The organism is Pseudonocardia acidicola (assembly GCF_012911935.1).
Taxonomy (GTDB): Bacteria; Actinomycetota; Actinomycetes; order Mycobacteriales; family Pseudonocardiaceae; genus Pseudonocardia; species Pseudonocardia acidicola.
On the sequence record NZ_JAAXLA010000069.1, the window covers coordinates 12,989 to 37,504 of the forward strand.

Genomic DNA, 24,516 nt, shown 5'->3' on the forward strand with positions numbered 1-24,516 from the left:
AGGAGGAAACCTCCCGTGCCCTCCGATGTAGGCCCGGCCGAGGCCGGGCCCCGACCCCCCACCGAGCTGCTCGTGCTCACCGGCCTGACCCCTGGCGGGGTGGAGCAGGTGATCGGCCTGATCCGCAGCACCGACCCGGCGGTCGTCGTCGTGCACCACGACCTGCGCGAGGTCGACCGCGGCCTGCTGCACCGGCGACTCCGTGACGCCGACTCGGACACCACCACCACGCTCGAGCTGGCCCACGGCTGCGTCTCCTGCACGCTGCGCGAGGACCTGCTGCCGACGTTGCGGCGGCTGGCCGGGACCGTGCAGCGCGTCGTGCTGCACCTCGATCCCGTGCTGGAGCCCGAGGAGGTCTGCTGGTCGCTGAGCCACGTGCTCGTCGACGGCCAGGCGGTCGCCGACGTCGTCGACCTGCGCGGGGTGATCACCACCGTGCACGCGAGCGGCTGGCTGGACGACGCGACGAGCGACGAGACGCTCGCGGAGCGGGGCATGACCGGGCTGCCCGACGACGAGCGCACGGTCGCCCAGGTCGCCGTCGGCCAGGCGGAGTTCGCCGACCTCATCGTCTACACCGGCAGCGCCGAGGGCTGGGAGATGGCCCGCACCGACGCCGTGCTCGCCCGGCTGTCCCCCGCCGCGCTGCGGCTGCGCCTGGCCGAGCTCGACGAGCGGGTGCTGCTCACCGAGCTGCCCGCCGAGGCCCGCCGCGGCCGCCCCGACGACGTGCACGCCCCGCTGCTGCGCGGCCGCCCGCCGCTCAACCCGGACTGCGGGGTGCGGCTGCTGCTGTTCAGCGCCCGCCGCCCGTTCCATCCGGAGCGGCTGCACGACGCGATCGACGTGCTGCTCGATGGTGTGGTGCGCACCCGCGGCCGGATCTGGCTGGCGACCCGCCCGGAGGCCGTGCTCTGGCTGGAGTCGGCGGGTGGCGGGCTGCAGATCGGCTACGCCGGTGAGTGGCTCGCCGGGCAGGACGCCCGGGCCTGGGAGCGGGTCGCCCCGGAGCGCCGGGCGATGGCGTCGCTGGGCTGGGACCCGCGCTTCGGCGACCGCGCCCAGGACCTCGTCGTCCTCAGCCACGACGCCGACCCGGACGAGATCGACGTCGTCCTGCGGGAGGCCCTGCTCACCGACGCCGAACTGGCCGCCGGGGAGGCGGCGTGGAGCGCCCTGCCCGACCCGTTCGGCTGGTGCCACGAGGACCCGTGCCGCGACGGCACGGCGGAGGCGGACGACCTGACTGTCTCCGTGGAACAGGACAACCGAGGAGAGGACGACTGATGGCGGTCCCCAAACGACGCACGTCGCGCTCGAACACCCGCAGCAGGCGGGCCCAGTGGAAGGCCACCCCGCCCGACCTGGTGCCGATCACCATCGCGGGCCGCCGGCACCTGGTGCCGCGCCGGCTGGTGCCGGCCTACCGGCGCGGCCTCCTCCCGCCGCCGGAGTGACCGCCGCCGGGCCCCTTACCCGCGCTGACGGACCGCGGTAAGGGGTCGGCCCGGCCACGACGACGTGATCGTCCGATGCGGCGGGAGGGCCCTCAGCACAAGCGTTGAGGCATGTTCGCGCACCATCACCTCGCCGCCGAGGTCACCGCCCATCGCGAGCGTCTGCTCGCCGACGCCGAGCGCTTCCGGTTGGCCAAGCTCGCCCGGGCGGCCCGCCGCCGGGCCCGTGATGCTGATCATGCGCCTGAACCTCCGGCCCCGCGAGCCGCTGCGCAGCCGTGCCCGCACGTCGGCCCCGCGCGAAACAGCGAGGCCGATTGTCGGTGTGCCGTGCAAGCACGACCCGCGGGCCGCGGCTCGGATGGGGGGTTCCCCTGGTCGGCCGCCGCCCCGAGGTCCGTGCCCTGTCTGCGGCGCTGGACCGGGCGGCGGCCGGTCGCGCCTGCGCCGTGCTGCTGTCGGGGGAAGCCGACGCGTTGGTCACGGTGTCGGTCTACGAGGAGCACCTGGGCCGCAGCGATCAGCCGCGGGCGCGCCTCGCCGAGGCCAAGGGCCTCGCACGCGCGTCCGGCAACCTCAGCGTCGAGCTGCGCAGCTACTACAACCTCGGCATCTCCCTGCTCGACGCCGGTCGGCTGGCCGGGGCAGGCGCCGAGTTCTACGCCGGCGAGAAGCGGGCCGCGGCCACCGGCACCACCTGGAGCGGCACGCCCGGGCCGTTACTCCGAGCGGGTGCTTACCCGGGAGCCGGGCCGACGCGGGGGTTAGGTTGCTCACGTCCTACCGCGCGGTAACTATCGTGGCCGCGTCCGCTCAGCAGGAGACGGGGAGGGACGGCGATGACGCCGCCGGATGTGACGACCACGCGGCCCGACCGGGTCGACCTGTCCGACATCGACGGGTTCTGGACCGCGCCGATCATCGAGCGGGCAGCCGGGTTCGCGGCCCTGCGCGAGACCGACGCGATCCCGTTCTATCCCGAGCCGGAGTTCACCTACGTCCAGCCGGGTCCCGGCTTCTACGCGCTGACCCGTCTCGACGACGTCGTGGAGGCCAGCCGCAACCCGCAGATCTTCACCTCCGGCCGCGGCTCGACGTCCATCGCCGACATGCCGGCGGAGTTCCTCGAGTTCTTCGGATCGATGATCAACATGGACGATCCGCGGCACGCCCGGCTGCGCCGGATCGTCTCCCGCGGGTTCACCCCGCGGCGTCTCGCGATGCTCACCGACGAGGTCGAGCGGACCGCCCGCGCGATCGTCGACGACATCATCGACGCCGGCGAGTGCGACGCCGTCACCGCGATCTCCGCCCGGCTCCCACTGAAGATCGTCTGCGACATGATGGGCGTGCCGGAGAGCCAGTACGAGTTCGTGTTCGACCGTTCCAACGTCATCCTGGGCGCGTCCGACCCGGAGTACGTCCCGGATGCGGAGAACATCGCCGTCGCGTTGTTGCAGGCCGGCGCCGACCTCGCCGGGCTGATGCGCGACCTGGGCGAGCACCGCATGAAGACCCCGACCGGCGACGTCACCTCGGCCCTGGTCAACGCGGAGATCGACGGCGAGCGGCTCACCCCCGACGAGCTCGCCAGCTTCTTCATCCTGCTCGTGGTGGCCGGCAACGAGACCACCCGCAATGCGATCAGCTGGGGCATCCACCTGCTCACCGAGCACCCCGACCAGCGCGCGGCGTGGCTGGCCGACCTCGACGGCGTGACCCCGACCGCGGTCGACGAGATCGTCCGCTGGGCTTCTCCGGTGATCTTCATGCGGCGCACGTTGGAGACCGACGCGGTGCTCGGCGGCAAGCCGATGAGCGCCGGGGACAAGGTCGCGCTGTTCTACTGGGCGGCCAACCGGGATCCACAACACTTCACCGACCCCGACGGGCTCGACCTGCGGCGCTTCCCGAACCCGCACGTCGGGTTTGGCGGCGCCGGGCCGCATTTCTGCCTCGGCGCACACCTGGCCCGCCGCGAGATGTCGGTGATGTTCCGCGAGCTGCTGACCCGCATCCCGGACATCCACGCGACCGGCGAGCCGCAGCGGCTGCGCTCGATGTTCATCAACGGCATCAAGCACCTGCCGGTCGCCTTCACACCGGGCGGCGCCCGGTGACCACCGACCAGAGGGAGCACACCGGTTTGAGCCTGGACTACCCCGTCGTCGGAGTCGGCGCGATCCTCGCCGGCGCGGCCCGGCGGTACGGCGAGCGCCCCGCGCTGCACTACTACGGACGTGAGCTGAGCTTCGCGCAGCTGTACGAGCGCGCCGGGGCCTTCGCCAACGCCCTGCGGGAGGCGGGCGTGGGCCGCGGCGACGTCGTCGCGATCCACCTGCCGAACTGCCCGCAGTACGCGATCGCCTACTACGGGATCCTCATGGCCGGCGCCGCGTTCTCGCCGACCAACCCGTTGCTGCCGCCGGCCGACCTGGCCGCCCAGCTCGCCGACTCCGGGGCCGTGGCCGCCGTCAGCTGGGGACCCGCCGCGCCGGCGCTGGCCGCGGTGCAGGATCGCACCGCGATCGGGCTGGTGCTGCTCACCGACCGGGAGCAGGCGCTCGACCCCGCCCACCGGGTCGACACCTCCGGGGTCCGGGGCGGGATCGACTTCGAGGCGTTCCACGCCGGCGCCGCCACCCTCGCCCCGGCGGTCGAGATCGACGTCGTGGGCGACCTCGCGCACCTGGCCTACACCGGCGGGACCACCGGGCGGTCCAAGGGTGTGCAGCTGCCGCACCGCAACGTCGTGGTGAACGCCCTGCAGTACGCGTGCTGGGGCACCGGCTCGACACCGGCGGTCGACGCCGAGGGCGGGCTCCGGCTCGAGCAGACCTCCCCGGCCGACGAGTACCCGGTCCGGCTCGGCACCGGCGTCTCGATCAACCTCACGCCGTGGTTCCACGCCATGGGCACGATCGGCGGGCTGAACGTGCCGATGCTGACCGGCAGCACCACGGTGCTGCACGACCGCTTCGACCCCGGCGCCTACCTGGCCGACGCCGAGCGGTTGCGGGTCACCGGGATGAGCGGCGCCCCGCCGCTGTACGCGGCGTTGCTGCGGCACCCCGACTTCGCCACCCGCGACCTGTCGTCGGTACGCGGGCTCACCTCCGGCGCGGCCCCGCTGCCGGTGGAGATGATCCAGGCGCTGCACCGCCGGTTCGGTGCGGACGTGGTGATCTCCGAGGGCTACGGGCTGACCGAGGTGACCATGGGCGCCACGATCGGCCCGGCGGCACGGTCGGCCGTGCGCAAGGTGGGCACCGTGGGGCTCCCGGTCTACGACACCGAGGTCCGCATCCTCGACGACGCCGGCAACGAGCTCCCGGCCGGTGAGCCCGGCGAGGTGTGCATCCGCGGCCCGCAGGTGATGACCGGCTACCGCAACCGCCCGGAGGAGACGGCCGCCACGCTCGTCGACGGCTGGCTGCACACCGGCGACGTCGGCGTGCTGGACGCCGACGGCTACCTCAGCATCGTCGACCGCAAGAAGGACATGCTGCTCTACAAGGGCTACAACGTGTACCCGCGCGAGCTGGAGGAGCTGCTCTTCGCCCAGCCCGGCGTGACCGGCGCGGCCGTGGTCGGGCGTCCGGATCCGGACGTCGGGGAGCTGCCGGTGGCGTTCGTCGTGGCGCCGTCGCTGGATGCCGGCGGGGCGCAGAAGCTGTTGGAGACGATCAACGAGCAGGTGCTGCCCTACAAGCGGCTGCGGGAGATCCTGCTCGTCGACGAGATCCCGGTGTCGGCGGCCGGCAAGGTGCTCAAGCGCGAGCTCAGGGAGCGGCTGACGGGACGCATCGGCGGGACCGACCCGTTCGGGTGACAGCTGGTTAACGCCCGGATGTCGGGCGGCGATGTGGCAGGTGTACGGACACCCGGCACGCGCGAACCGGACCGGACATCGGCCGCCTGGGCGGCCACCACCCCTGTTCCCCCGATGAGCCAGTCAGGTGGTCCGTCATGCCGACACCGCGCGTTCTGCCGCCTTCTCCCGCCACGCTGCCGGCCTTCCGGCCCGTCGCCCCCCACAGCGTGTCGCGGCCGCCGGAACCGGCCGCGGCCGACGTCGGCCGGTACCGGGTCGCGACGCCGCGACGGGCCCGCCTGGGCACCGCGATCGACATCGTGGGCCGGCTGGGCAGCCTGGTCACGCTGGCCGCCCTGCTGGTCGTCGCCGGAGCCATCGGCGGGCTCGCCGACGGCACGCCGTTGACCGGCGCGGCCGGTGCCCTGCAGACCGCGACGCTGGGCGAGCCCGGCCCGTGACCGCCGGCGCCGGGGGCGGCGCCGACGGCGGACCGGGTCAGGCTGCTTCGCTCTGAGCCAGCGGCGTCTTCAGCACGTGGTCGACCAGGCGCATGACGAGTTGGCCGCCACCGAGCCGGTAGCCGAACTCCTCCCAGGTCAGCAACTCCCGGGAGAGCATCTCGCCGACCGGGCCGGGATACAGACGTGTCACCCTGAAAGCGGCGGCCCGCAGCCGCATCTTCTCGTGATGGTCCATGGGAACGGGGCTCACTTCGACTCACCTCCGCGTTGCACACTGCGGTCCGGCGCGTCTCGGCGCTGAGTCGCCGTTCTCTGGGCACCATCGTGAAGCCTCGCGTTGGCCGCCCGTTCGTATCGCACCGAAGAGTGATGAAGCTCACCGGGCGATACCGGGTACGTGAACCGTTCACGCACCCATGTCAACCGCAAGGCGTCTGTACCCACCTCTGATCAGGCTCACACCGTCTGCCCCCGGGATAGCCTGACGTTCGTGGCCATCTCCGAGACCGCTGCCAGGACGTCCCCGACGCTGCACACCACCGAGCTGCTGTGGTCGGACATCGAGGACATCTACGCCGCCGTGCTGGCACACCCGTTCATCGCGGGGCTGACCGACGGCACGCTGCCCCGGGAGTCGTTCCGGCATTACATCGTGCAGGACGCGCACTATCTGCGCGGCTACGCGCGGGCGCTCGCGGTGTGCGCGGCCAAGGCGCCGACCGAGCAGGACACCATGATGTTCGCCCGGCACGCCGCCGGCGCAGTCGCCGCCGAGCAGGATCTGCACGCGGCGCTGATGGGCGAGATGGGCAGCTCCGCAGCGGAGGCGGTGGCGGAGCCGGTCGCGCCGACGACCCGGGCTTACGTGAGCTACCTGATGGCGACCACGCAGAGCGGATCCTTCGCCGAGGCCGTGGGCGCGGTGCTGCCCTGCTACTGGATCTACGCCCGGGTCGGCGAGGAGTTGCTGGCCCGTAGCTCGCCGAACCCGCTCTACGCCCGGTGGATCGCCATGTACGGCGGCGAGGACTTCCAGACCGTGGTCGCCGAGGTGCTGGCACTGACCGACCGGATCGGGGCCGAGCTCTCGGCGCGCGAGTTCGGGCTGATGCGCGAGCACTTCACCACGACGTCGCGCTACGAGTGGATGTTCTGGGACGCCGGGTACCGCCGCGAGACCTGGCCCGTGTGAAACCCTCGTGCGCGGTAAGTGGTGCTCCGGCACCACTTACCGCGCACGGGCGCGTCAGCGCTGATCGAAGCGGTCGGGGATGATCAGGTGCAGGACGAACGCGACCACGGCGACGATGATCGCGCCCCAGAACCCTGCCCAGAACCCGTCGACGTGGAACGGCAGCCCGAGCCTCGTCGACAGGTAGCCGACGAGCATGAACAGCAGCGCGTTCACCACGAGGCCGACCAGTCCCAGGGTGAGGATGTACAGCGGACAGCCGACCACCTTGATGATCGGCTTGAGCACCGCGTTGACCAGCCCGAAGATGATCGCGACGACGATCAGGGTGCCGGCCCGTCCGGCGGTGGTGCCGCCGCCGAGCTCGATGCCGGTGATCAGCGCGGTGGCCACCCACAGCGCGACGGCGACGACCGCGACCCGGATCGTCAGAGCGAGTGCGTTCGGCATCAGTCCACCAGCGCCTGGTTGACCAGCGCCCGCAGCTGCGAGCGGATCGGATAGGTGCTCGACGGCATGAGCTGGGTGAAGAACAGTGCGGTGATCTCCTCGACCGGATCGACGTAGAACGCCGTGCTGGCCAGCCCACCCCAGGCGTACTCGCCGGCATTGGTCAGCACCTTGCCCGCCGCCGGGTCGGTCACGACGGAGAAGCCGAGACCGAATCCGACCCCGGCGAACGACGACTCCGAGAAGATCGGCCGCCCGAACGTGTCCAGCTCGGCGTTGCCGGGCAGGTGGTTGCGCGTCATGAACCGGACGGTCCGCGGGCTGAGCAGGCGCTCACCGTCGAGCTCGCCGCCACCGGCGAGCATCTGCGTGAACCGGTGGTAGTCGTAGGCGGTCGAGGCCAGCCCGCCACCGCCGGACAGCATGGTGGGCTCGCGGGTGATCGCGTCACCCATCGCGCTGTTGCGGACCAGGCCGCCGCCCGGCCGGGGCACGTAGAGGCTCGCGAGCCGGGCGAGCCCCTCCGGGGTGGTGACGGAGAAGGCGGTCTCGGTCATGCCGAGCGGGCCGAAGATCCGCTCGGCGAAGAACCGGTCGAGCGACTGGCCGGAGGCCACCTCGACGACCCGGCCCAGCACGTCGGTGGCCACCGAGTAGTTCCACTCCGAGCCCGGCTGGAACAGCAGCGGCAGTTGCGCGTAGGCGTCGCAGACCGCGGCGAGGTCCATCCCGCGGGGGGCGCCGAACTCGAAGCCCTTCAGCCGGTACATCTCGTCCACCGGGTGGGCGTGGTGGAACCCGTAGGTGAGCCCGGCGGTGTGGGTGAGCAGGTGCCACACCCGGATCGGCTCGGTCACCGGCGTGGTCGCCGGGTTGAGCGCCGACCCGGCCTTGTAGACGCGCAGGTCGGCGAACGACGGGATGTAGCGCGACACCGGGTCGGTCAGTTCCAGCGCGCCCTGCTCGTAGAGCATCAGCGCCGCCACCGAGGTGATCGGCTTGGTCATCGAGTAGATGCGCCAGATGGTGTCGCCCTCGACCGGCAGGCCGGCCTCGACGTCGCGGCGCCCGTAATGGCTCAGGTGCGCGACCCGGCCGCGCCGCGCGACCGCGATCGCCCATCCGGCCAACCGGCTGTCGTCCACATAGCGCCGGAAATGTGTGTCGATCCGGCGCAACCGGTCGGCGTCGAAGCCGACCTCCGCAGCATCCACTTCCACCTTCAGCTCGGTCACACAGCGGACACTACCCGCGGCGATTCGGTCGAGTGGGCACGCGATTCGCGGCCGCCGGACGACGCCGTCATCAATTCTGACGAGCCGTGACGATCCGGGCTAACGGGACCTTCGGGGACGTCGACGACGGGGTGTACGGCGCCGCAGCAGCGCGCCGACCCCCTCGACCGCACCCGGGTGAGACCATGTCGATGCCTCCGCACCGTCCCGCTGCCGCCACGACCACCCGTCCGCGGGAGATCGAGCCGGCGACGATTCCGCTGCCCCGGATCGGGCACCCGGGCGCTCCGTCCGGCGGCTACCGGGTGCCCGGTCCTGCCGCGACCGGGCCGGCGGCCCTCTACCCGCCGGGCGGCCACCCGACCATGCTCGCTCCCGCCGTCGCGACGCCGGTACCGGCGGGCCCGCGGTGGCGCCGGGTGATCACACGAACGGTGATCGCGGTGATCGGGCTGTTCGTGGGCCTGGTCGTGCTCGGCGGGGTCCTGCAGGCCACCGGCGCGGTGCCGCCGTCCGGCGCGGCCGCCACGCCGTCGGCCACCCCGGCCGCGACGGTGGCGCCGGCGCCCGTCGTCGCGCTGCCCCCGGCCACCGCCGCGGCCCCGGTCGAGACCGCGCCGACCGCCGCCGCGCAGGCGGCCGTGCCGCAGTCCGCCGCCGCGCAGGCGGCCGTGCCGCAGTCCGCCGCCGCCCGGCCCGCCGCACCCCGGGCCACCGTCGCGCCGCAGGCCGTCGCCCCGCGCGCCGCGGCCCCCCGCACCGCCGCACCCGCCCCCGCCGCTGCGGAACCGGTCCCGGCGTCGGCCTACTACGCCAACTGTGCGGCAGCGAAGTCCGCCGGTGCGGCCCCACTGCACCGGGGCGACCCCGGCTACCGCGCCGGCCTGGACCGCGACGGCGACGGTGTCGCCTGCGAGTAGTGCTCCACGGCGCGGCCCGCCCGGGGTGCGCGACCCCGCTCAGCGCGGCGTGGCGAGCACCGCGCGGCCGAGCCAGCGGCAGGCCATCAGGGCCAGCTCGACGTCGAGCCGGTCGTCGCCGAGCGGGCGGCCGCGCTCCTGCAGCGCCCGCGCCACCCGGTACTTGACCGAGTTCTTGTGCATCGTCAGCCGGTCGGCGGCCGTGGTGTAGCTGCTGCCGCCGGCGAGGAACACCCGCAGCGTCTCGCGGAGCCGGGCGCGCGGCTCGTCGTCGGCGGCCAGCCCACCGAGCGTGTCGGCCACCCATGACCGGGCGGCGTCCAGGTCGGCGCACAGCAGCGAGACCGCCCCGACCTCGGCGAACGCCGTCACCTGCCCGGCGTGCGGACCGGCGACGAGCGCGACCGACTGGGCCCGCAGCGCCTGCCGGTGGGTGGCGCGGAAGCCGGCGACTCCGGCGGCCGGGTCACCGTAGGCCACCCGCACCGGGTGCCCGCCGTCGCGGACCAGCCGGGCGATCACGGCCGGATCGAGCGCGGGCGCGCCGCTCACCGGCAGCCACGCCCAGCAGGTCGACCGGTCGTAGGCCACGAACAGCGGCCGGGATCGGCAGCCCAGGTGGTCGGCCAGCGTCGCGGCGAAGCGCTCCAGCCCCTGCAGATCGTCGTCGCGGGACCCCTCGGCCGACCACACGATCACGCCCAGGTGGCGCTGCCGCAGGCCGTAGCCCAAGGTCGCCTCGAGCGCGTCGACGTCACCGGCGGGATCGGCGTCGGCGAGGTCGTCACCGTCGAGCAGCTCCCGGATCCGGCCGGCCCGGACCGTGTTCCGGTTGGCCAGCCACCGCTCGCGCTCCTGCTCGTACACCACGACGACCTGTTGGGAGATCCAGTCCACGTAGGCGAACGTGTCGGTGACCATCCGCCGCATGACCAGGAACGCGACGGTCGTGTCCCCGCTGCGGCGCTCGATCTCGGCGAAGGTCCACTTCAGCAGCCGGTCCTGGCCGAGCCGATAGGCCCGCACCAGTGCGTTGACCGGCACCCCACGCTGGGCGAGCCGGCGGGCGTACTCGAACGCCGCCGACGGCGGCTCCACGTGCTCAGCCGGGATGTCGTGGGCGAGCATGTGCAGGATCGTCGCGACGTTGCCCTCGATGCTGGCGCCGAGCAGCTCGATGATCCGCTGGTCGCCGTCGAGCTCGGAGATCTCGCCGGCCAGCACGACGCGCAGGTCCAGGGTGACCTCGACGAGCTGGGTGTTGAGCCGGGCCGCGATCGCCGCGACGCACTCGGACACCCGGCGTTCCAGGTCCGTGGGCACGGCACCGTGGGAGTGGTTCAGCTCCGAACGCACGGTTGGGAGCGTAGGTCGCCGCCGTGCGTGGCAGTAGTCACCGGAGCGACTACTGCCACGCACACCGCGTCAGCTCACCACTTCGTAGTCGTCGACGTGGAGCCGGGCGGTGGCCTTCTTGTAGTCCTCGACGCTGCCCATCCAGTTGTTGGTGATCTTCCCGCCGGCCGTCTTGTACCAGCTGTTGCAGCTGCCGGCGAAGGAGCTGTCCGCGAGTTCGGCCTGCAGTTCGGCGTTGAACCGCTGCTGGACGTCCGCGCGCAGGTCGAGCGCGGCGTTCTGCTCGTCGCCGGCCTGCAGCCCCTGCAGCACGTAGCCGTACTGGCACTCCAGCATCGCGATGATCGAGTTGTGGCCGAGGTTCGTGTTCGGGCCGTAGAGCATGTAGAAGTTCGGGAACCCGGAGACCGACATGCCCAGGTAGGCCTGCGGGCCCTCCCGCCACGCGTCGCGCAGGGCGAGCCCGTTGCGACCGGTGATGTCCAGGCTCGCGTTGAACGACAGTGTCTCGAACCCGGTCGCGTATATGATCACGTCGACCTCGCGCAGAGTGCCGTCGGATGTGCGCACGCCGGTGGGTTCGACGCCCTCGATCTTGTCGGTGACCAGGTGCACGTTGTCGCGGATCATCGCCGGGTAGAACGTGTCGGCGATGATGATCCGCTTGCAACCGATCGGGTAGTCCGGCCAGAGCTTCTCGCGCAGCTCCGGATCCTTGACCGTCTCCTCCAGATGCGCGCGGGCCTGGGCGGTGAACTCCGCGGCCACCGGGGTGCCCTGCTTCATCGCCCCCATCCAGCCCTCGTGCTCCCAGTAGATCGCGTCGCGGCTCTCCTGCAGCTTGTCGGGCTGATCCAGGAACTCCTGACGCTCGCCGGGCTCGTAGGGCCGGTCCATCCGCGGCACCACGTAGTTGGCGTGCCGCTGGAAGACGGTCAGCTCCGACACGATCGGTGCGATCTCCGGGATGAACTGCACGGCGGACGCCCCGCTGCCGATGCAGGCGACGCGCTTGCCGGTGAGGTCGACGTCGTGGTTCCAGCGGGCGGAGTGCCAGTAGTCGCCCCGGAAGTCCGCCCGGCCGGGGATGTCGCGGAACGTGGGCCGGTTGAGCTGGCCCCACGCGGTGATCAGCGAGCGGGCCCGGATCCGCTCACCGCCGGCGGTCTCGATGGTCCACCGCCCGGCGGCGTCGTCCCAGCGCGCACCGGTGACCTCGGTGCCCAGTTCGATGTGCTTGCGCAGGTCGAGCCGATCGACGAGGCGCTCGATGTTGGCCTGGATCTCGGGCTGGAACGCGTAGACCCGGCTCCGGTCCGGCTGGGCGTCGAAGGAGAACCAGTACAGGTGCGAGCGGATGTCGCAGCTCGCACCCGGGTAGGTGTTGTCCCGCCAGGTGCCGCCGACGCCGTCGGACTTCTCCAGGATGACGAAGGAGTGCTCGCCGGACTGGACCAGCCGCATGCCCATGCCGAGGCCGCCGAGCCCGGCCCGAGGATCGCGACCTTGTACTAGCGCTGCTCGACCATCAGGTGCCCACCGCCGAGCGGAACGCAGCGGCCAGGTCGTCGAGCAGCACGGTGCCGCTGGGCGTCGCCCCGAGGGTCCAGGCGAAGCCGTGCACCATGCCGTCGTAGCGCTTGGCGGTGACGTCCACGCCGGATTCCCGCAGCCGCTCCGCGTAGGCCTCACCCTCGTCGCGCAGCGGATCGAACTCGGCGGTCGCCACGAACGCCGGCGGCAGCCCGACCAGGTCGTCGGCGCGGGCGGGGCAGGCGTAGGGATCCTTGCCGAGGTCCTGCGCGCCGAGATAGTGCGCCCAGAACCAGGTCATCGAGCCTCGTTGCAGCAGGTAGCCCTCACCGTTCTCCTCGTAGGAACGGGTGCTGAAGGCGAAGTCGGTGACCGGGTAGATCAGCAGCTGCGCGACGAGGTTCGGACCGCCTCGGTCCCGGGCCGCGAGCGCGACGGCCGCGGCGAGATTGCCGCCCGCGCTGTCCCCGGCGACGGCGATCCGCGCCGGGTCGCCGCCCAGCTCGGCAGCGTGCTCGGCGACCCAGACGGTGGCGGCGTAGGAGTCGTCGAACGCCGCCGGGTAGCGGTGTTCGGGGGCGAGCCGGTAGTCGACCGAGACGATCACGGCACCGGTCCGGTTGGCGATGCCGCGCACCGGCCTGTCGACGGTGTCGAGCTCGCCGATCACCCAGCCGCCGCCGTGGAAGTAGACGATGACGGGCTTGCCGCCGCTGCCCTCGGGGGTGTAGATGCGGACCGGGATCTCCCCTTCGGGGCCGGGGATCGTCCGGTTCTCGACAGCGATCTCCTTAGGCTCACCCTGCAGGTCGAGGAACCCCTTGGTGGCCTCGCGGGCCTGCGGGACGGTCATCTGCTCGAAGGGCGGCAGACCCGCCTGGGCGAGTGCGTCGAGCAGTTGCTGGGTTTCCGGGAGCAATGGCAACGGTGCCTCCTGCGGCGGGAATGACTCGGGCGCACGACGACGCGGCGCCTCCGTCCATCTACCGTGACATTGATCACGTTCCGGTCCACCGTCTCCGCGGCACGAAGACCGCTGTGCTCTTCGTGTCGGGGACACATTGGCCGGCGCGGGAGGTCCGCCTACGGTCGGCCGGGCCGCGTGGGGTCAGCCGGCGGCGCGAGGCCTGACCGGAGCCGCAGCGGCGGGCGCCGCGCCCGGCGGTCCGAACCCGCGCGCCGCGTCGTCGGCGACCAGCACCCAGTCCGACCGTCGCCGCGGTGACCGCGACGGCGAGCAGCGCGTGCGCCGACACCGGTGCACCCGGGAGCCGCCCCGCCGCATATCCGCACCGGTCCCCGACTGGTCCGACAACGCCGATTTGTCGTGATCGTGACCGTAGGAGTTCAGTCGTGCGTCCGCAGCGCCGCGCGGTAGCGCTCGAGGTGCGCGGCGGTCTCCGGCGCGGCGAACACCTGCCCGAACTCCTCCACGCTGCGGTCGGCGCCCTCGGCCAGGCCGGTGTTCTGCCAGACCTCGAACAGCCGCTTCTGCGCGGCCAGCACCGTGCGGGTGTGCCCGCAGACGCGGTCGAGCATGTCGTGCACCGCGGCGTCGAGCCCCTCGGGCAGCACGACCTCGTTGCACAACCGGAACGCGTTCAGCGTCTCGGCCGAATAGTGGTCGCCGGTCAGGATCATCTCCTTGGCCAGGCTGAGCCCCACGTACTGCTGCAGCAGCGCCGCGTCGACCACCGACGGGATGCCGACCTTGATCTCGGGCAGCCCGAACCGGGCCCGGGTGGTCGCGACCCGCAGGTCGCAGGCGAGCGCGAGTTCGAACGCGGCGCCCAGGCAGTAGCCGTCGACGACGCAGATCGTCGGTACGGGCGCGGTGCGGACCCGGCGCAACAGGTCGCGCAGGTCCGCGATGAAGGCGCGCGCGCCGTCCGGGCCGAAGGACAGGAAGGTGTCGACGTTCATCCCGGCGGAGAACGCCCGCTCCCCCTCTCCCTCGAACACCACCGCACGGACGTCCGGGGGCAGGTCCAGCGCCGCGTGCAGCGCGGCGATGTCGTCCAGGGTGAGCGCGTTGAGCGTCTCCGGACGGTTCAGCCTGACGCGCAGGACGTCTCCGCGCCGGTCCACCACGACCCCGCTCATGCGGCCTCCTCGCCGGACGCCGGGCGGCGCCCACCCGCCCAGCCTGGCGAAGATCGGCTGTCGGGGCACATCGGCGCACCGTACGGCGCGGGTGCGGGTACCCAGGGGCGGGCCGGACACTCCGCAGGCGGACCCGCCCCTGCCGAAGCGACCTGGCACCCCGGCCGCGCGCTGCCATGATCGGCGCACGGCCGCCCTGCCCGCTCCGCGCACCAGCTGAGCCCACCCGTGGCCGTCGCGCGTCCCTGTTCCTGGTGGGGTTGGGGCGGGCGGACGAGGTGCTGCCCGACGGGCCGCCAAGCAGGTCCGCTACCCGCACGGGGTGCTCAACCCCGGGGTGCTGATCGGCTGAAGGCCCGATCCGCGACACCGGTGGGGTGCCGGCTCGACGGGGCGGGATGATCGGGGTATGGCTGCACCCGGTCGGGGCCCCGAACTCAACCGGCCTGCCGACGCCGCACTGTCCGGCGACGAGGAGGTCCTGCACGCGCTGCTGCGCCGCCGCGCCACCGGCAGCACCCCGGGCGCGCGCACCGATCCGCACCGGATCGCCCTGGTGGTGGGGGGTGGCGGGATGCGTGGGGCCTACGCCGGGGGGATGGTGCACGCGCTGGAGCAGGCCGGGCTGAGCGACGCGTTCGACGTCGTCTACGGCAGTTCGGCCGGGGCGTTCGTGGGCACCGCACTCGTCCTCAGGCACGGACACGACGCCGCCCGTATCTTCCCCGACGACATGGCCTGCAAGGCGTTCATCGACCCGCGCCGGCTCGGCACCCGGCGTCCGATGGTCTCCCTCGACTACCTGCTCGACGAGATCCTGGTGGTCTCGAAGCCGACGGACTGGGCGGCGCTGGCCGCCAGCCCGGTCCCGCTGCGCGTGGTGGTGACCGACGCCGCCGACATGACCCCGCACGTGCTCGAGGGGCTGGGCACCGAGGAGGAGTGGAAGCTCGCCATGCGGGCCACCGCGACGATCCCGTGGCTCGCCGGGCCGCCGGTCGAGCTCGGCGGCCGGCGGTGGGTCGACGGCTCGGTCGGCGACCCGCTGCCGGTGCTGCGCGCGCTGCGCGACGGCGCCACCCACGTGCTCGCGCTGCTCACCCGGACCGTGCCCGAGCTGCGCCGTTCCGACCCGGGCGAGCGCGCGCCGCTGTGGGCCCGTTCGCTCGACGTCGTCATCCCCGGCCTCGGCGCGATGACCCAGGACGTTCGCCGGCACGCCGACAGCCTGGCCCTGCTCTCCGACGCCGCTCATCCCGACCGCGGCGGAGCCCACCTGCTGGCGATCACCCCGGCCCGGACGTCCGGGGTACGCGGGCTGACCGTCGACGTCGAGCGGGTCGAGGCGGCGTCACAGCTGGGCCACGAGGCGGCGGTCGCGGCACTGCGGGCCGTCAACGGGGGCACGCAGCACTGAGACCGGGGGCCGCCCCCGCTGCTGTGGACGGCGCGGTTCGCACAAGGGCGGGTCGTGCGGATGCGGTCGCGGCGCTGGACGGGGCCAGAGCGGGAGGCCGTGGGCGGAGCCGCATCGGCGCAGCGGCCGTAGGCGGTGCCGGGGTGGGCGCTGCGCGACGGTGCCGGAGCCGCCGCTGGACGAGCCGACCCGGGCGTGTGCCCCGCGTGACCGGGCGTTGACGGCGGCCGCCGCGTGAGGTGACGCTCCCCGGCGTGGACGCGACCCTCGAAGACGAGCTGAAACGCGACGCGCTGGCCTTCGGCGCCCAGGACCTGGTCGACGAGATCCATGACGAGGCGGCGGCGTGGGTGGACGAGCGCCACCCGTGGGGCGGCGAGGGCGACGAGCCCCCCGAGCGCGTCTCGGCCTACCTCGCGGTGTGGTGGCAGCGGGTGGACCAGGAGCGGGCGGCCCGAGTCGGGACGCTCGTCGAACGCACCGACGGCACATGGGCGATGGTCGGCCCGGCCCGCTGCCCGCACGGCCACCCGTTGGGCCCGCGCCGGGTGCTCATCGGCTGGGCGCCGTGCCGCTGCCGGGGGCATCACACGTGGACGTGCCAGGTGGACACGGCCGACGGCGAGCTGTGCGGAGCGAGCGTCTACCACCCGGAGCCGGGCGCGCGGTGCCGCCTCGTCGGGATCGGATGACGGCCCACGGCCGCCGAGGCGTCGTGCGCCGGACGGGCGGCGCCCGGGGTTGCCGACGCCTTCACCGCCGAGGCCGGCCATCGGCGCTGCGTCGTGTGCCGGGCGTCCCGGGCTCCCCTACGGCAGGACGGTCACGAGGTCCTTCGGCAGGCTGGCTCGCACGTCCTGCCATTCACCCTCGGTGATGTGCTTTCGCAGAGCCTCGATGACGATGTCGAACAGGCGCTCCACACCCCCGGGGACCTCGTAGGGAAACTCCTGCCGGATCCGCTCGAGGAAGTCGTTGCGGTGCATCTTCACCGGGACCTTCGACGGGTCCCAGCCCTCGAAGTAGATGCCGCGGATCAGCATCGGCAGCTGAGCGGAGAGTTGCGCGCTCTCCTCGACGGTCAGGCGGTCGCGCAGGGCGTGCAGGACGGCTCGCAGCCCGCCGTAGGACTGGTTGCGGCGGGTCTTCGGCCAGCCGTACGCCTCCTCGATGTGCTTGAGGACCCCGTTCGTCTTCTCCACCGTGGTGTCGAATGTCTTGTATCCCGTGAAGCTCACGTGCGTACACCTTCTCCGGACGTGGTCGTTCAAGGCTGTGGCGCAGGTCGGCGTCGTCCTTCCACGGTGACCGATCCGCCGGCCCACGACCTGCCCCTGGCAGGTGGGGATTCGGGGCCGCCGCTCCACCCGTCGGGGCGATCGGCGCGTCCGGTCGCCGCCGCCCGCTCCCGCCCGGGTCAGGCCTTTCGTGGGCGATCGGATTCGATGGGGTCGTTGTCCGCGGTGTCGTCGCCGACCCGGAACTGGACCATCATGTCGTGGTCCTCGTGCGGCAGGTTGTGGCAGTGGATCATGTACCGGCCGGTCTGGTTGGTGAACTTCATGATCGCCCGGACGACCTCGTTCTCGCCGACGTAGGCCACGTCCTTGGGTCCCTTCTCGAAGGCGAACGGCGGCTTGCCGTTGCGGTCGAGGATCTGGAAGTCGACCAGGTGGATGTGCACCGGATGGAACCAGCCGCCCGAGCTGTTCTTGATCTCCCAGATCTGGATCTCGTCGTACTTCGGGTTGGCGACGACCTTCTTGTACTCGGACTTGATGACGTCGTCCCAGGTCTGCCCGTTGACGGTCCAGAAGCCGTTCTTGCGGATGACCTCGATCTTCGTGGTGGTCTTCGCCTGGGCCGGCAGCAGACCCATCACGTCCATGTTGGGGTTCAGCGCGGCGGGGACCTCGTTGCCGGCCGGATCGAACGGGTCGTCGGTGACCTCGAACTGCATGACCTTGCCGGTGTTGTCGTAGTCGACCGAGTTGGGCACGCCCAGGTTGCGCAGCTCGACCTTGTCGCCCTTCTTGTACGCGGCGAAGTCGATCACCACCTCGTACCGCTCGGCCATGCCGATGCGCAGCTGAGTGGTCTGCTGGGGCGCGGGCATGAGCCCGCCGTCGGTGGCGATGACGGTCATCGGAGCGCCGTTGCCCAGCTGCAGCCGGAAGCCGCGGGACAGCGACGCGTTGAGCACGCGGAAGCGGTACTTGCGCTTCGCGACCGTCATCGACGGCCAGGGCCGCCCGTTGACCAGGATGACGTCTCCCCACAGGCCCGAGTGCCCGGCGTCGTCGTACATGAAGCTCCCGTCGACGCCGAACATCTTGTCGGCCAGGATCAGCGGGACGTCGTAGGCGCCCTTCGGGATCGGCAGGCCGGCCTCGACGCCGTCCGTCAGGTGGTACTGCGCCGCCAGGCCCATGTACGCGTTCTCCGCGGTGTGGTGCACGCCGTGGTCGTGGTACCAGAGCGTCCGCGCGTCCTGGATGTTCGGGTAGTGGTACTCCTTCACCTCGCCGGGCTGCGTGATGTCGCTGGCGTACCCGTCGTACTGCGGCTTCGACGCCGAGCCGTGCAGGTGACACGACGTCCACGGCGTGTACCCCCACTGGGGATGGGTGGCGGGAAGCTCGTTGATCATCCGGACGACGATCGGCTGTCCGCGCTGCGCCTTGATCGTCGGCCCCGGGGTCATGCCGTTGTAGCCGAAGACCGGGGTCTGGAATCCGGGCAGGATCTCCGCTGTCGCGAGCCTCTCGCGGATCTCGTAGATCGGCTCGCCCCGGTCGGTCGCGCCGACCGGGGCGAGCACGGGCGGCACCACGAACGGAAGGGTGTAGGGCTTCGGCAGTCGGCTGGCGGGCAGCCGCGACACGGCCTTCGCGTTCACCACCCGCCCGAGAGGCAACGCCACGGCAGCGGCCCCCAGGGCGGAGAACTTCACCATGTCCCTTCGGGACAGACGCGCAGCGCTCACGACGACACCTCGTTGCTCTCCCAGGGCAGTCCGCCCGCGATAGAGCAACTTTCGCCACCGAACGATTCGGCCAGGAGACATGTTGTAGGGGGCAACGGACCCCGAAAAGGAGGGAACGCAACGGCACCTGTGTCCGTTTTCAGCACTGACGACCCAATGAGCTCGGTTCTTCTTCTTCTCAGCAAAGAAATGGTAAAGAGATTGCCGCCTGCCGAGCCACTCGGTGACGACCCCTGAATCATCGGTTCCCGTCCCGCCGGCGTCGGTGGGCTTGATCTTGGTGGAACCAGACGCCCCACCTGCATCCGCCCGCCGTCGCGTCCCCCGCTCTGCCGTTCGGCCCGGTCCGCCGGTGCCGTCGCCCCTGCCGCCCTCTGCCGTTCTCCCGTGCCGCGGTCGCGTCGTTGGCCTCACAGCGACCGTGTCCTTCTGCTCTGCAGTGAGCCCCCTGACGGACCTACGGTTTGACCGTGCCCGCATCCATTCGAGGAGCCCCGATGTGCGCTGAAGACGAGAGCAGCGCGTATGCCGGTCGACGGCCGTACCGGGCGTCCGCCATCGAGTTCAGTCGACTGCGGCCTGACGTAGCACTCGTGCGTCCGTGCCGCCCCCTGGCCAGCGGAACGGACCAGGAGTTGCGACGCGTCGTCGACGACCAACTCGACACGGATCCGTGGGCCGTCCTGCTCGACCTGACCGCAACCGCCCTGTCGCCTGCAGCCGTGGCCGTGCTGGTCGAGGCCGCCGAACGAGCGGGCGGCGCGAACGTCGGCTTGTATCTCATCGTCGGCGATGACGCTGTCGCGCAGGCCCTGAAGGCGGCCGGGAGACTCGACCTGTTCGACATCTACCCCACGATCGAGAGCGCCGTGCGCGCCATGAGCACCCTGCGGTCCACGGGCTGAAGTGAGGTCGGCCCTCTCGGCTCAGCGGGCCCACCCAGCGCCTGCGAAGTGAGTGGCCGGTTCTGCGCGAAGGACGTACAGGTGTCCACATCGGGCTTCTACGAGCGTCGCCGGCTCGGTCCGTCGATCGCTCACAGCGTCGCGCATCGTTCCCACCTGGTGCAGTCTCTCGGCGAATCTGCGTAGCCCGGTACCGGCTGAGCCTCATCCGGGAGCTCACCAGGTTGGACCTGCGTGACCCTTCCAACCGTCCGGTCCTGGTGACCGCCACCGATCCGTGGAGACGCCGCGACGGATCCGGCTGACCGCAGACGCGTCGACCTGAGTCGGCGCGGCAGGCCCACGCCGCCGGAGGCGGCGTGCTTGACGTAGCTCACCAGCGGTCTCCCCGCCCCGCGGGTAGCCGCGCGGACCGGGCACAGCGTCGACGTTCTGCTTCGTGTCTACGCGAGGTGCATCGCCGACCAGGATGACGTCGTCCGTCGGAGGCCGAGGAAGCACCGCGGCAGGGCCGTTCATGATCGCGTCCGTAATGCGTCCGCGGACACCCGCAGACAGGGGGTCTGAGCTACGGGTCCTTCCCGCCGAGCACACTCGGCGTATCAGGACCAGATACACCAACGATCAGACAGTCCCTGTCGGATTGCCACGCATGTGCCACAACCACCAGCGAGAGGATCTGTCGTGCCCGGTTACCGGGCCGTCTGGATCCAGTCCTGGTAGTGCGTGGGTGCCAGGTGTGCGTCCGGGCCTGCGGTGAGCACGTCACCGGTGACGGCCGCGAACATGCCTGCATTGTCGTCGGTGATGACCGTCCGGTTGTCCTGCTGTGCCGCCAGGGTGACCCTGCCGAGTTCGTCGAGGGGGAAGACGTCCGGGCCGGCAACGTTGCGGATGCCCTGCAGTGGGGCGCCGGTGGAGACATCGACGACCGCGTCGACGACGTCCGCGGCCGCGATCGGCTGAAGGCGGGTAGGGGGCAGGCGAACGGTGGTGTCGTCGGAGGTCTCGGACAAGACCGCGTCCATGAACTCGAAGAACTGGGTGGCGCGCACGATGGAGTACGGCGTGGGCCCCTGGCGGAGCAGGTCCTCCTGCAGGGTCTTGGCCCGGTAGTAGTCCAGCTGGGGCACCTGGTCCACGCCGACGATCGAGAGGATCACCTGGTGCCTGACACCGGCGCTCTCCCCCGCGGCCAGCAGGTTGTTCATGGAGGTGCGGAAGAAGTCCACGGAGGCCTCGTCGAATGTCGGCGAGTTCGCCAGGTTGACCACGACCCCGGCGCCCTCCAGCGCCTGGTCCAGGCCCGTCCCCGTGATCACGTCGACGCCGGTGGACAGCGCCGCGGGGACGGCCTCGTGTCCGGCTGCGGTCAGCTTCTGGACCACCTGCGAGCCGATCAGCCCGGTACCGCCGATGACTACGAGCTTCATGGCTCCCACCTCTCACGGCATGCCACAGCCCCACCAGAAGATCACTCCGATGGGATTCGAGCCCACCGTCATCATGTCAAGGGGAACCGCCGTGCTGCTCCAGCACCACCGCTGACCAGGGCGGGAATTGCGACCGACCGTCCTGCCGTCCGAACTTCGGCACGAGCGACCGTCCACAGGGTTGAGCGCCTCGCGGCGCGATGCTCACACGCTTTCGAGGACCGGGAGGCGGCGATCGAGGGCGCCCAGATGCGGTGTGGCCATGCGCCACTCCCCCGCTCCTGCGTTGAGCGCGAGCACGCGAACGGCGGCGACTGCCACCACGGATGCAACCACCTCGCCGGGATGGCGACCGCTTCGTCCCGAAGCAATCGCGGTGCGACGCCAGCGCACACAGGCCGACGGTCGAAACGATCCTTCGGCACACCTGGTGCTGCCAGACCTCTGAGAGATCGCATAGTTCCTCAATCTCTGGACACCCTGGCGAGGGGTTCTAACCAGTTCCTCGATCAGAGGTGGTGGGGTCGATGCCAGAGGGCACTCCTGCTCCCACGGCGTCTACGAGTGGCGGGGTGGCGCTGGCCGCCCCCGATCATCTCTGCCTTGAGTACGACTCTGATCGCCAACGCGACCGGGCGCAGGTCGAGCTCCTCGCCGACGGGCTGCGCGCCGGACACCAGTGCTTCTGTTTGGCCCCTGCGGGGGGCAACCTACCATCGCCGCCCGGGTAGCGGAGCGCTGCGGCCTGGTCGGACAGGTCGGGGACGAACCCGCTGGTGACTGGCTGACGTTCGTTTCCCCCGACCAGCGCTATCTTCAGGGCGGCCGGTTCTCGTCGCGGCGCATGCACCAGCTCTGGCCCGATTGGGCGGCGCGCACCTACGAGCGGTGCACGTTCGCCCGGATCGTGGCGGACATGAGCTGGGCCGTTCCGTTCCTCACCCGCTGCTTTGAGGACGACCGCGTGCGCTACGAAGCGCGGTTCACTGTGTGGAGCCAGGCGTACCCGCTTCTCTCGCCAGTCACTGGATCGGCAGCCCGTTCCTCCCGGCCACGCCCTGCACAGCGATCAGTCGCCAAGCCCAATCAGCGGTCAGGAACGAGCGGCGGGGCGGGGGGACCTGCCGCCTGTGCCATGGACGCAGCAGTTGCCTTGAGGAGCCATCCCCGCCCCACCTGCACGCCCAGGCATCGAACCAGGCCCCGAGCGCGCCCTACCGAAGGTAGGGCGCCTTGATCCCATAGAGGCAGATTCGGCAGCAACACATAGACACACAATCGCGGCGCCGAGGAGGTTCGTGTCGTCCCGTGCCCGCCGGAGCTCACCGCGCTCCTGCGTCAACATCTGGACGAGCACGGCACCACCCCGGATGGCCGGCTGTTTCGCGGCGTGCGGCTCGGCCCGCTCTCCGAGAGCCTGTACGGGCGGATCTGGGGCAAGGCTCGTGAAGCCGCCCGAGCGCCGAGGAGGCCGCGTCTCCGCTCGCTCGTCGTTCGTATGACCTTCGCCATGCCGCGGGTGTCTACGTGGCTCAACGGCGGTGTGCCGGCCCTGCAGGTAGCCGCGTGGGCCGGGCACAGCGTCGACGTCCTGCTCCGGGTCTACGCGAAGTGCATCGTCGGTCAGGAGGACGCCGTGCGCCGCCGGGTCGAGGAAGCGCTCCGGGCCGGCCGGACGGCGGGCGAGTCCAAGATCGGTCCGTGAATGGTCCGTGAACCCTCGTGACGAGCGGGATGGAGCCGGACACAGCCGGACACCGACGAGAACGGCCCCTGACCGCGTCTCCGCTGGTCAGGGGCCGTTTCCCGTGGGGGTGGCAGGTGAAGGATTCGAACCTTCGTAGGCTAGGCCGACGGATTTACAGCGGAGTGCCGCCCAGATCGGCATTGGGCTTCTGACCTGGAGGAACGCGGCTCGTCGCACGCACCAACCATCGCGGACTGCCACGCATTTGCCACGGCCACGGTCGGCAGACCAGTCGTGCCTGATCCGATCGCGCTGATCAAAGCTGCTCATCCGGGTGCTCCGCGAGCCGCGCCGATCGGCCCGGTGCTCAGTGCCGCGCGGCCGCGGGCGACGAGGGGGTGCCAGCGCCCCGTCGCGGCGGTTCCCCGGACGTCCACCCGTTCAGCGTCATCGCGGCGCCGGCCGGTGTCGTCCCGATTCCCGGCAGGTCGGGTACCACTTTGCGATGATCCACATCAGGCCTGTCGGGTGATGTACACCCCCGGCGCAGCGGCCGATGATCATCGACATGGACATGCTCTCCGTGATCACGACGGCCACCTCCACGCCCGCCCAAGACCAAGGGATCCTGGGAGGGGCTTTGATCGCGGTGACGGCGATCGCCGGCGTGGCGTTCGTCGTCCTGGTCGTCGCGGCCGTCATCAGCATCATCCGCTCCGAGCTCGGGGCCGGGATGAAGCTCGTGTGGATCGTGTTCGTCGTCGTCGCCCCCTTCCTGGGCAGCCTGGCCTGGTTCGCCGTAGGCCGCCGCGACGCCCAGGACCCGGTCCGGCGCGGCACCCGAGCCGCATAACACCCGCGGGCGGTCCGATCTCTGAAACCGGGGAGGCGGCATTCGGTGACGCCGGAGCCGCCCTCCCGGGGGGAGGCCGGACGTGCAGTTCACCAACCTGCTGATCGTCATGGCGGTGAGGTCGTCTCGCGCCCGAGGCGAGACATGAAACGATCCTCGGAGGAGCCCTACGAGGACCGTTTTACCTGGTAGCGGGAACAGGATTCGAATCTGCGACCTCTGAGTCATGAGCTGGGATGCGGCCGTCTCATGACGTCCCACCGCTCTCCCGGCCATGCCCACTCACCAGGTCGGAGCTGTCTATCCGTCTCATCCGTGTCGTCCAGCGGCGGCGTGTACTGCAGTGTCGTGGTCACAAAGTTGGTCACGGTTACCTGCCGCCTCGACGCCCTGCCCCTTTCGGCGTGAAGCAATCACCCAAGGGGCCCGGCCTGTCCAACGCCGCACGTCAGGGTCGTCGTGCGGTCCGTCGATGTCCGGACTAAGGGGTGATGGTCCAGCTCGGTGCTGCATCGAGAGGACGTCCGACTGGCGGGCGTCGGCGTCGCGCCGGCAACAGGTAGGCCTGCAGGCCCCGGCCTGCTGTGCCTGCGTGAACCCTTGTCGTTCGGTGCCGCCGATCGGTGGTCGGAGGGGGCCGGGAGTCGGAGGATGGCGCGATGGCGCAGGACACGCTGGGCGTGGCCTTCGAGGTAGCCCGGATTGCGG

Annotated in this window: 24 protein-coding genes; 13 read left to right on the forward strand and 11 right to left on the reverse strand. The window is 71.4% G+C overall.

Annotated features, from left to right (window positions below; all coding sequences use genetic code 11):
• The first annotated feature begins 15 nt into the window (after positions 1–15).
• Positions 16–1,290 (forward strand): ribosome hibernation factor-recruiting GTPase MRF, encoded by a 1,275-nt coding sequence (gene mrf / locus HF526_RS27140; RefSeq protein ID WP_338051778.1) that lies wholly within the window; start codon positions 16–18, stop codon positions 1,288–1,290.
• Positions 1,290–1,460, forward strand: a complete 171-nt coding sequence (rpmF, locus tag HF526_RS27145; RefSeq protein WP_169384416.1) for a 50S ribosomal protein L32 — start codon at positions 1,290–1,292, stop codon at positions 1,458–1,460. Before mrf ends, rpmF begins: the two co-directional genes overlap by 1 nt.
• Before the next feature lie 15 nt (positions 1,461–1,475).
• Here rpmF and HF526_RS27150 read toward each other — a convergent pair whose 3' ends face one another.
• Positions 1,476–1,700: a hypothetical protein gene (locus tag HF526_RS27150; RefSeq protein WP_169384417.1), complete on the reverse strand. Its 225-nt coding sequence runs from the start codon at positions 1,698–1,700 to the stop codon at positions 1,476–1,478.
• Between the two features lie 83 nt (positions 1,701–1,783).
• Here HF526_RS27150 and HF526_RS27155 point away from each other — a divergent pair, with 83 nt between their 5' ends.
• The 4 genes from HF526_RS27155 (at position 1,784) to HF526_RS27170 (ending at position 5,735) form a co-directional block, all read left to right on the forward strand.
• Complete coding sequence (locus tag HF526_RS27155; protein ID WP_169384418.1) at positions 1,784–2,254, forward strand: hypothetical protein; 471 nt, start codon at positions 1,784–1,786, stop codon at positions 2,252–2,254.
• Between the two features lie 45 nt (positions 2,255–2,299).
• On the forward strand, positions 2,300–3,580 hold the full coding sequence (locus HF526_RS27160; RefSeq protein ID WP_169384419.1) for a cytochrome P450: 1,281 nt from the start codon (positions 2,300–2,302) through the stop codon (positions 3,578–3,580).
• A 26-nt stretch (positions 3,581–3,606) separates the two neighbouring features.
• Positions 3,607–5,292, forward strand: a complete 1,686-nt coding sequence (locus tag HF526_RS27165; protein WP_211177862.1) for a class I adenylate-forming enzyme family protein — start codon at positions 3,607–3,609, stop codon at positions 5,290–5,292.
• Between the two features lie 137 nt (positions 5,293–5,429).
• Positions 5,430–5,735 (forward strand): hypothetical protein, encoded by a 306-nt coding sequence (locus HF526_RS27170; RefSeq protein WP_169384421.1) that lies wholly within the window; start codon positions 5,430–5,432, stop codon positions 5,733–5,735.
• Positions 5,736–5,772: 37 nt separating this feature from the next.
• On the opposite strand, the gene HF526_RS27175 is transcribed toward HF526_RS27170, so the two are convergent.
• Positions 5,773–5,988: a hypothetical protein gene (locus tag HF526_RS27175; protein ID WP_338051779.1), complete on the reverse strand. Its 216-nt coding sequence runs from the start codon at positions 5,986–5,988 to the stop codon at positions 5,773–5,775.
• A gap of 240 nt (positions 5,989–6,228) precedes the next feature.
• Between HF526_RS27175 and tenA the strand changes: the two genes are divergently transcribed.
• Entirely contained in the window at positions 6,229–6,930 is a 702-nt protein-coding gene (gene tenA / locus HF526_RS27180) for a thiaminase II (protein ID WP_338051780.1), read from the forward strand.
• Between the two features lie 54 nt (positions 6,931–6,984).
• On the opposite strand, the gene HF526_RS27185 is transcribed toward tenA, so the two are convergent.
• Entirely contained in the window at positions 6,985–7,380 is a 396-nt protein-coding gene (locus HF526_RS27185) for a phage holin family protein (RefSeq protein WP_169384422.1), read from the reverse strand.
• Positions 7,380–8,615: a serine hydrolase gene (locus HF526_RS27190; protein ID WP_169384423.1), complete on the reverse strand. Its 1,236-nt coding sequence runs from the start codon at positions 8,613–8,615 to the stop codon at positions 7,380–7,382. Before HF526_RS27190 ends, HF526_RS27185 begins: the two co-directional genes overlap by 1 nt.
• Positions 8,616–8,800: 185 nt before the next feature.
• Here HF526_RS27190 and HF526_RS35775 point away from each other — a divergent pair, with 185 nt between their 5' ends.
• Positions 8,801–9,535: an excalibur calcium-binding domain-containing protein gene (locus tag HF526_RS35775; RefSeq protein ID WP_239029205.1), complete on the forward strand. Its 735-nt coding sequence runs from the start codon at positions 8,801–8,803 to the stop codon at positions 9,533–9,535.
• A 39-nt stretch (positions 9,536–9,574) separates the two neighbouring features.
• Here HF526_RS35775 and HF526_RS27200 read toward each other — a convergent pair whose 3' ends face one another.
• The 4 genes from HF526_RS27200 to HF526_RS27215 all read right to left on the reverse strand — a co-directional run bounded on the left by HF526_RS27200 (position 9,575) and on the right by HF526_RS27215 (position 14,527).
• Entirely contained in the window at positions 9,575–10,891 is a 1,317-nt protein-coding gene (locus tag HF526_RS27200) for a PucR family transcriptional regulator (protein ID WP_338051781.1), read from the reverse strand.
• A gap of 69 nt (positions 10,892–10,960) precedes the next feature.
• On the reverse strand, positions 10,961–12,448 hold the full coding sequence (locus tag HF526_RS27205; RefSeq protein WP_275404214.1) for a flavin-containing monooxygenase: 1,488 nt from the start codon (positions 12,446–12,448) through the stop codon (positions 10,961–10,963).
• Positions 12,420–13,349 (reverse strand): alpha/beta hydrolase, encoded by a 930-nt coding sequence (locus tag HF526_RS27210; protein ID WP_169384425.1) that lies wholly within the window; start codon positions 13,347–13,349, stop codon positions 12,420–12,422. Before HF526_RS27210 ends, HF526_RS27205 begins: the two co-directional genes overlap by 29 nt.
• Positions 13,350–13,771: 422 nt before the next feature.
• The gene (locus tag HF526_RS27215; protein ID WP_169384426.1) at positions 13,772–14,527 is read right to left on the reverse strand and encodes an enoyl-CoA hydratase/isomerase family protein; all 756 of its coding nucleotides are present in this window, start codon (positions 14,525–14,527) and stop codon (positions 13,772–13,774) included.
• Positions 14,528–14,936: 409 nt separating this feature from the next.
• On the opposite strand from HF526_RS27215, the gene HF526_RS27220 reads away from it, so the two are divergent.
• Entirely contained in the window at positions 14,937–15,944 is a 1,008-nt protein-coding gene (locus tag HF526_RS27220; RefSeq protein ID WP_169384427.1) for a patatin-like phospholipase family protein, read from the forward strand.
• Between the two features lie 254 nt (positions 15,945–16,198).
• Entirely contained in the window at positions 16,199–16,636 is a 438-nt protein-coding gene (locus HF526_RS27225; RefSeq protein WP_169384428.1) for a hypothetical protein, read from the forward strand.
• Between the two features lie 117 nt (positions 16,637–16,753).
• Here HF526_RS27225 and HF526_RS27230 read toward each other — a convergent pair whose 3' ends face one another.
• Together HF526_RS27230 and HF526_RS27235 are read right to left on the reverse strand one after the other, a co-directional pair.
• Complete coding sequence (locus HF526_RS27230) at positions 16,754–17,182, reverse strand: DUF2267 domain-containing protein (protein WP_169384429.1); 429 nt, start codon at positions 17,180–17,182, stop codon at positions 16,754–16,756.
• A 179-nt stretch (positions 17,183–17,361) separates the two neighbouring features.
• Positions 17,362–18,930 carry a multicopper oxidase domain-containing protein gene (locus HF526_RS27235; RefSeq protein ID WP_211177864.1) on the reverse strand — a complete coding sequence of 523 codons (1,569 nt, stop codon included), beginning with the start codon at positions 18,928–18,930 and terminating at the stop codon, positions 17,362–17,364.
• 497 nt (positions 18,931–19,427) lie between these two features.
• Here HF526_RS27235 and HF526_RS27240 point away from each other — a divergent pair, with 497 nt between their 5' ends.
• A complete protein-coding gene (locus tag HF526_RS27240) occupies positions 19,428–19,835 on the forward strand; it encodes an STAS domain-containing protein (protein ID WP_169384431.1) in 408 nt (135 codons plus the stop codon).
• Between the two features lie 692 nt (positions 19,836–20,527).
• On the opposite strand, the gene HF526_RS27245 is transcribed toward HF526_RS27240, so the two are convergent.
• Positions 20,528–21,268, reverse strand: a complete 741-nt coding sequence (locus HF526_RS27245; protein WP_169384432.1) for an SDR family oxidoreductase — start codon at positions 21,266–21,268, stop codon at positions 20,528–20,530.
• A 1,510-nt stretch (positions 21,269–22,778) separates the two neighbouring features.
• Between HF526_RS27245 and HF526_RS34785 the strand changes: the two genes are divergently transcribed.
• Together HF526_RS34785 and HF526_RS27255 are read left to right on the forward strand one after the other, a co-directional pair.
• Positions 22,779–22,973, forward strand: coding sequence for a site-specific integrase (locus HF526_RS34785; protein WP_211177865.1), 195 nt, complete (start codon positions 22,779–22,781; stop codon positions 22,971–22,973).
• Between the two features lie 550 nt (positions 22,974–23,523).
• Positions 23,524–23,808: a PLD nuclease N-terminal domain-containing protein gene (locus HF526_RS27255; protein ID WP_239029206.1), complete on the forward strand. Its 285-nt coding sequence runs from the start codon at positions 23,524–23,526 to the stop codon at positions 23,806–23,808.
• The last annotated feature ends 708 nt before the right edge of the window (positions 23,809–24,516 follow it).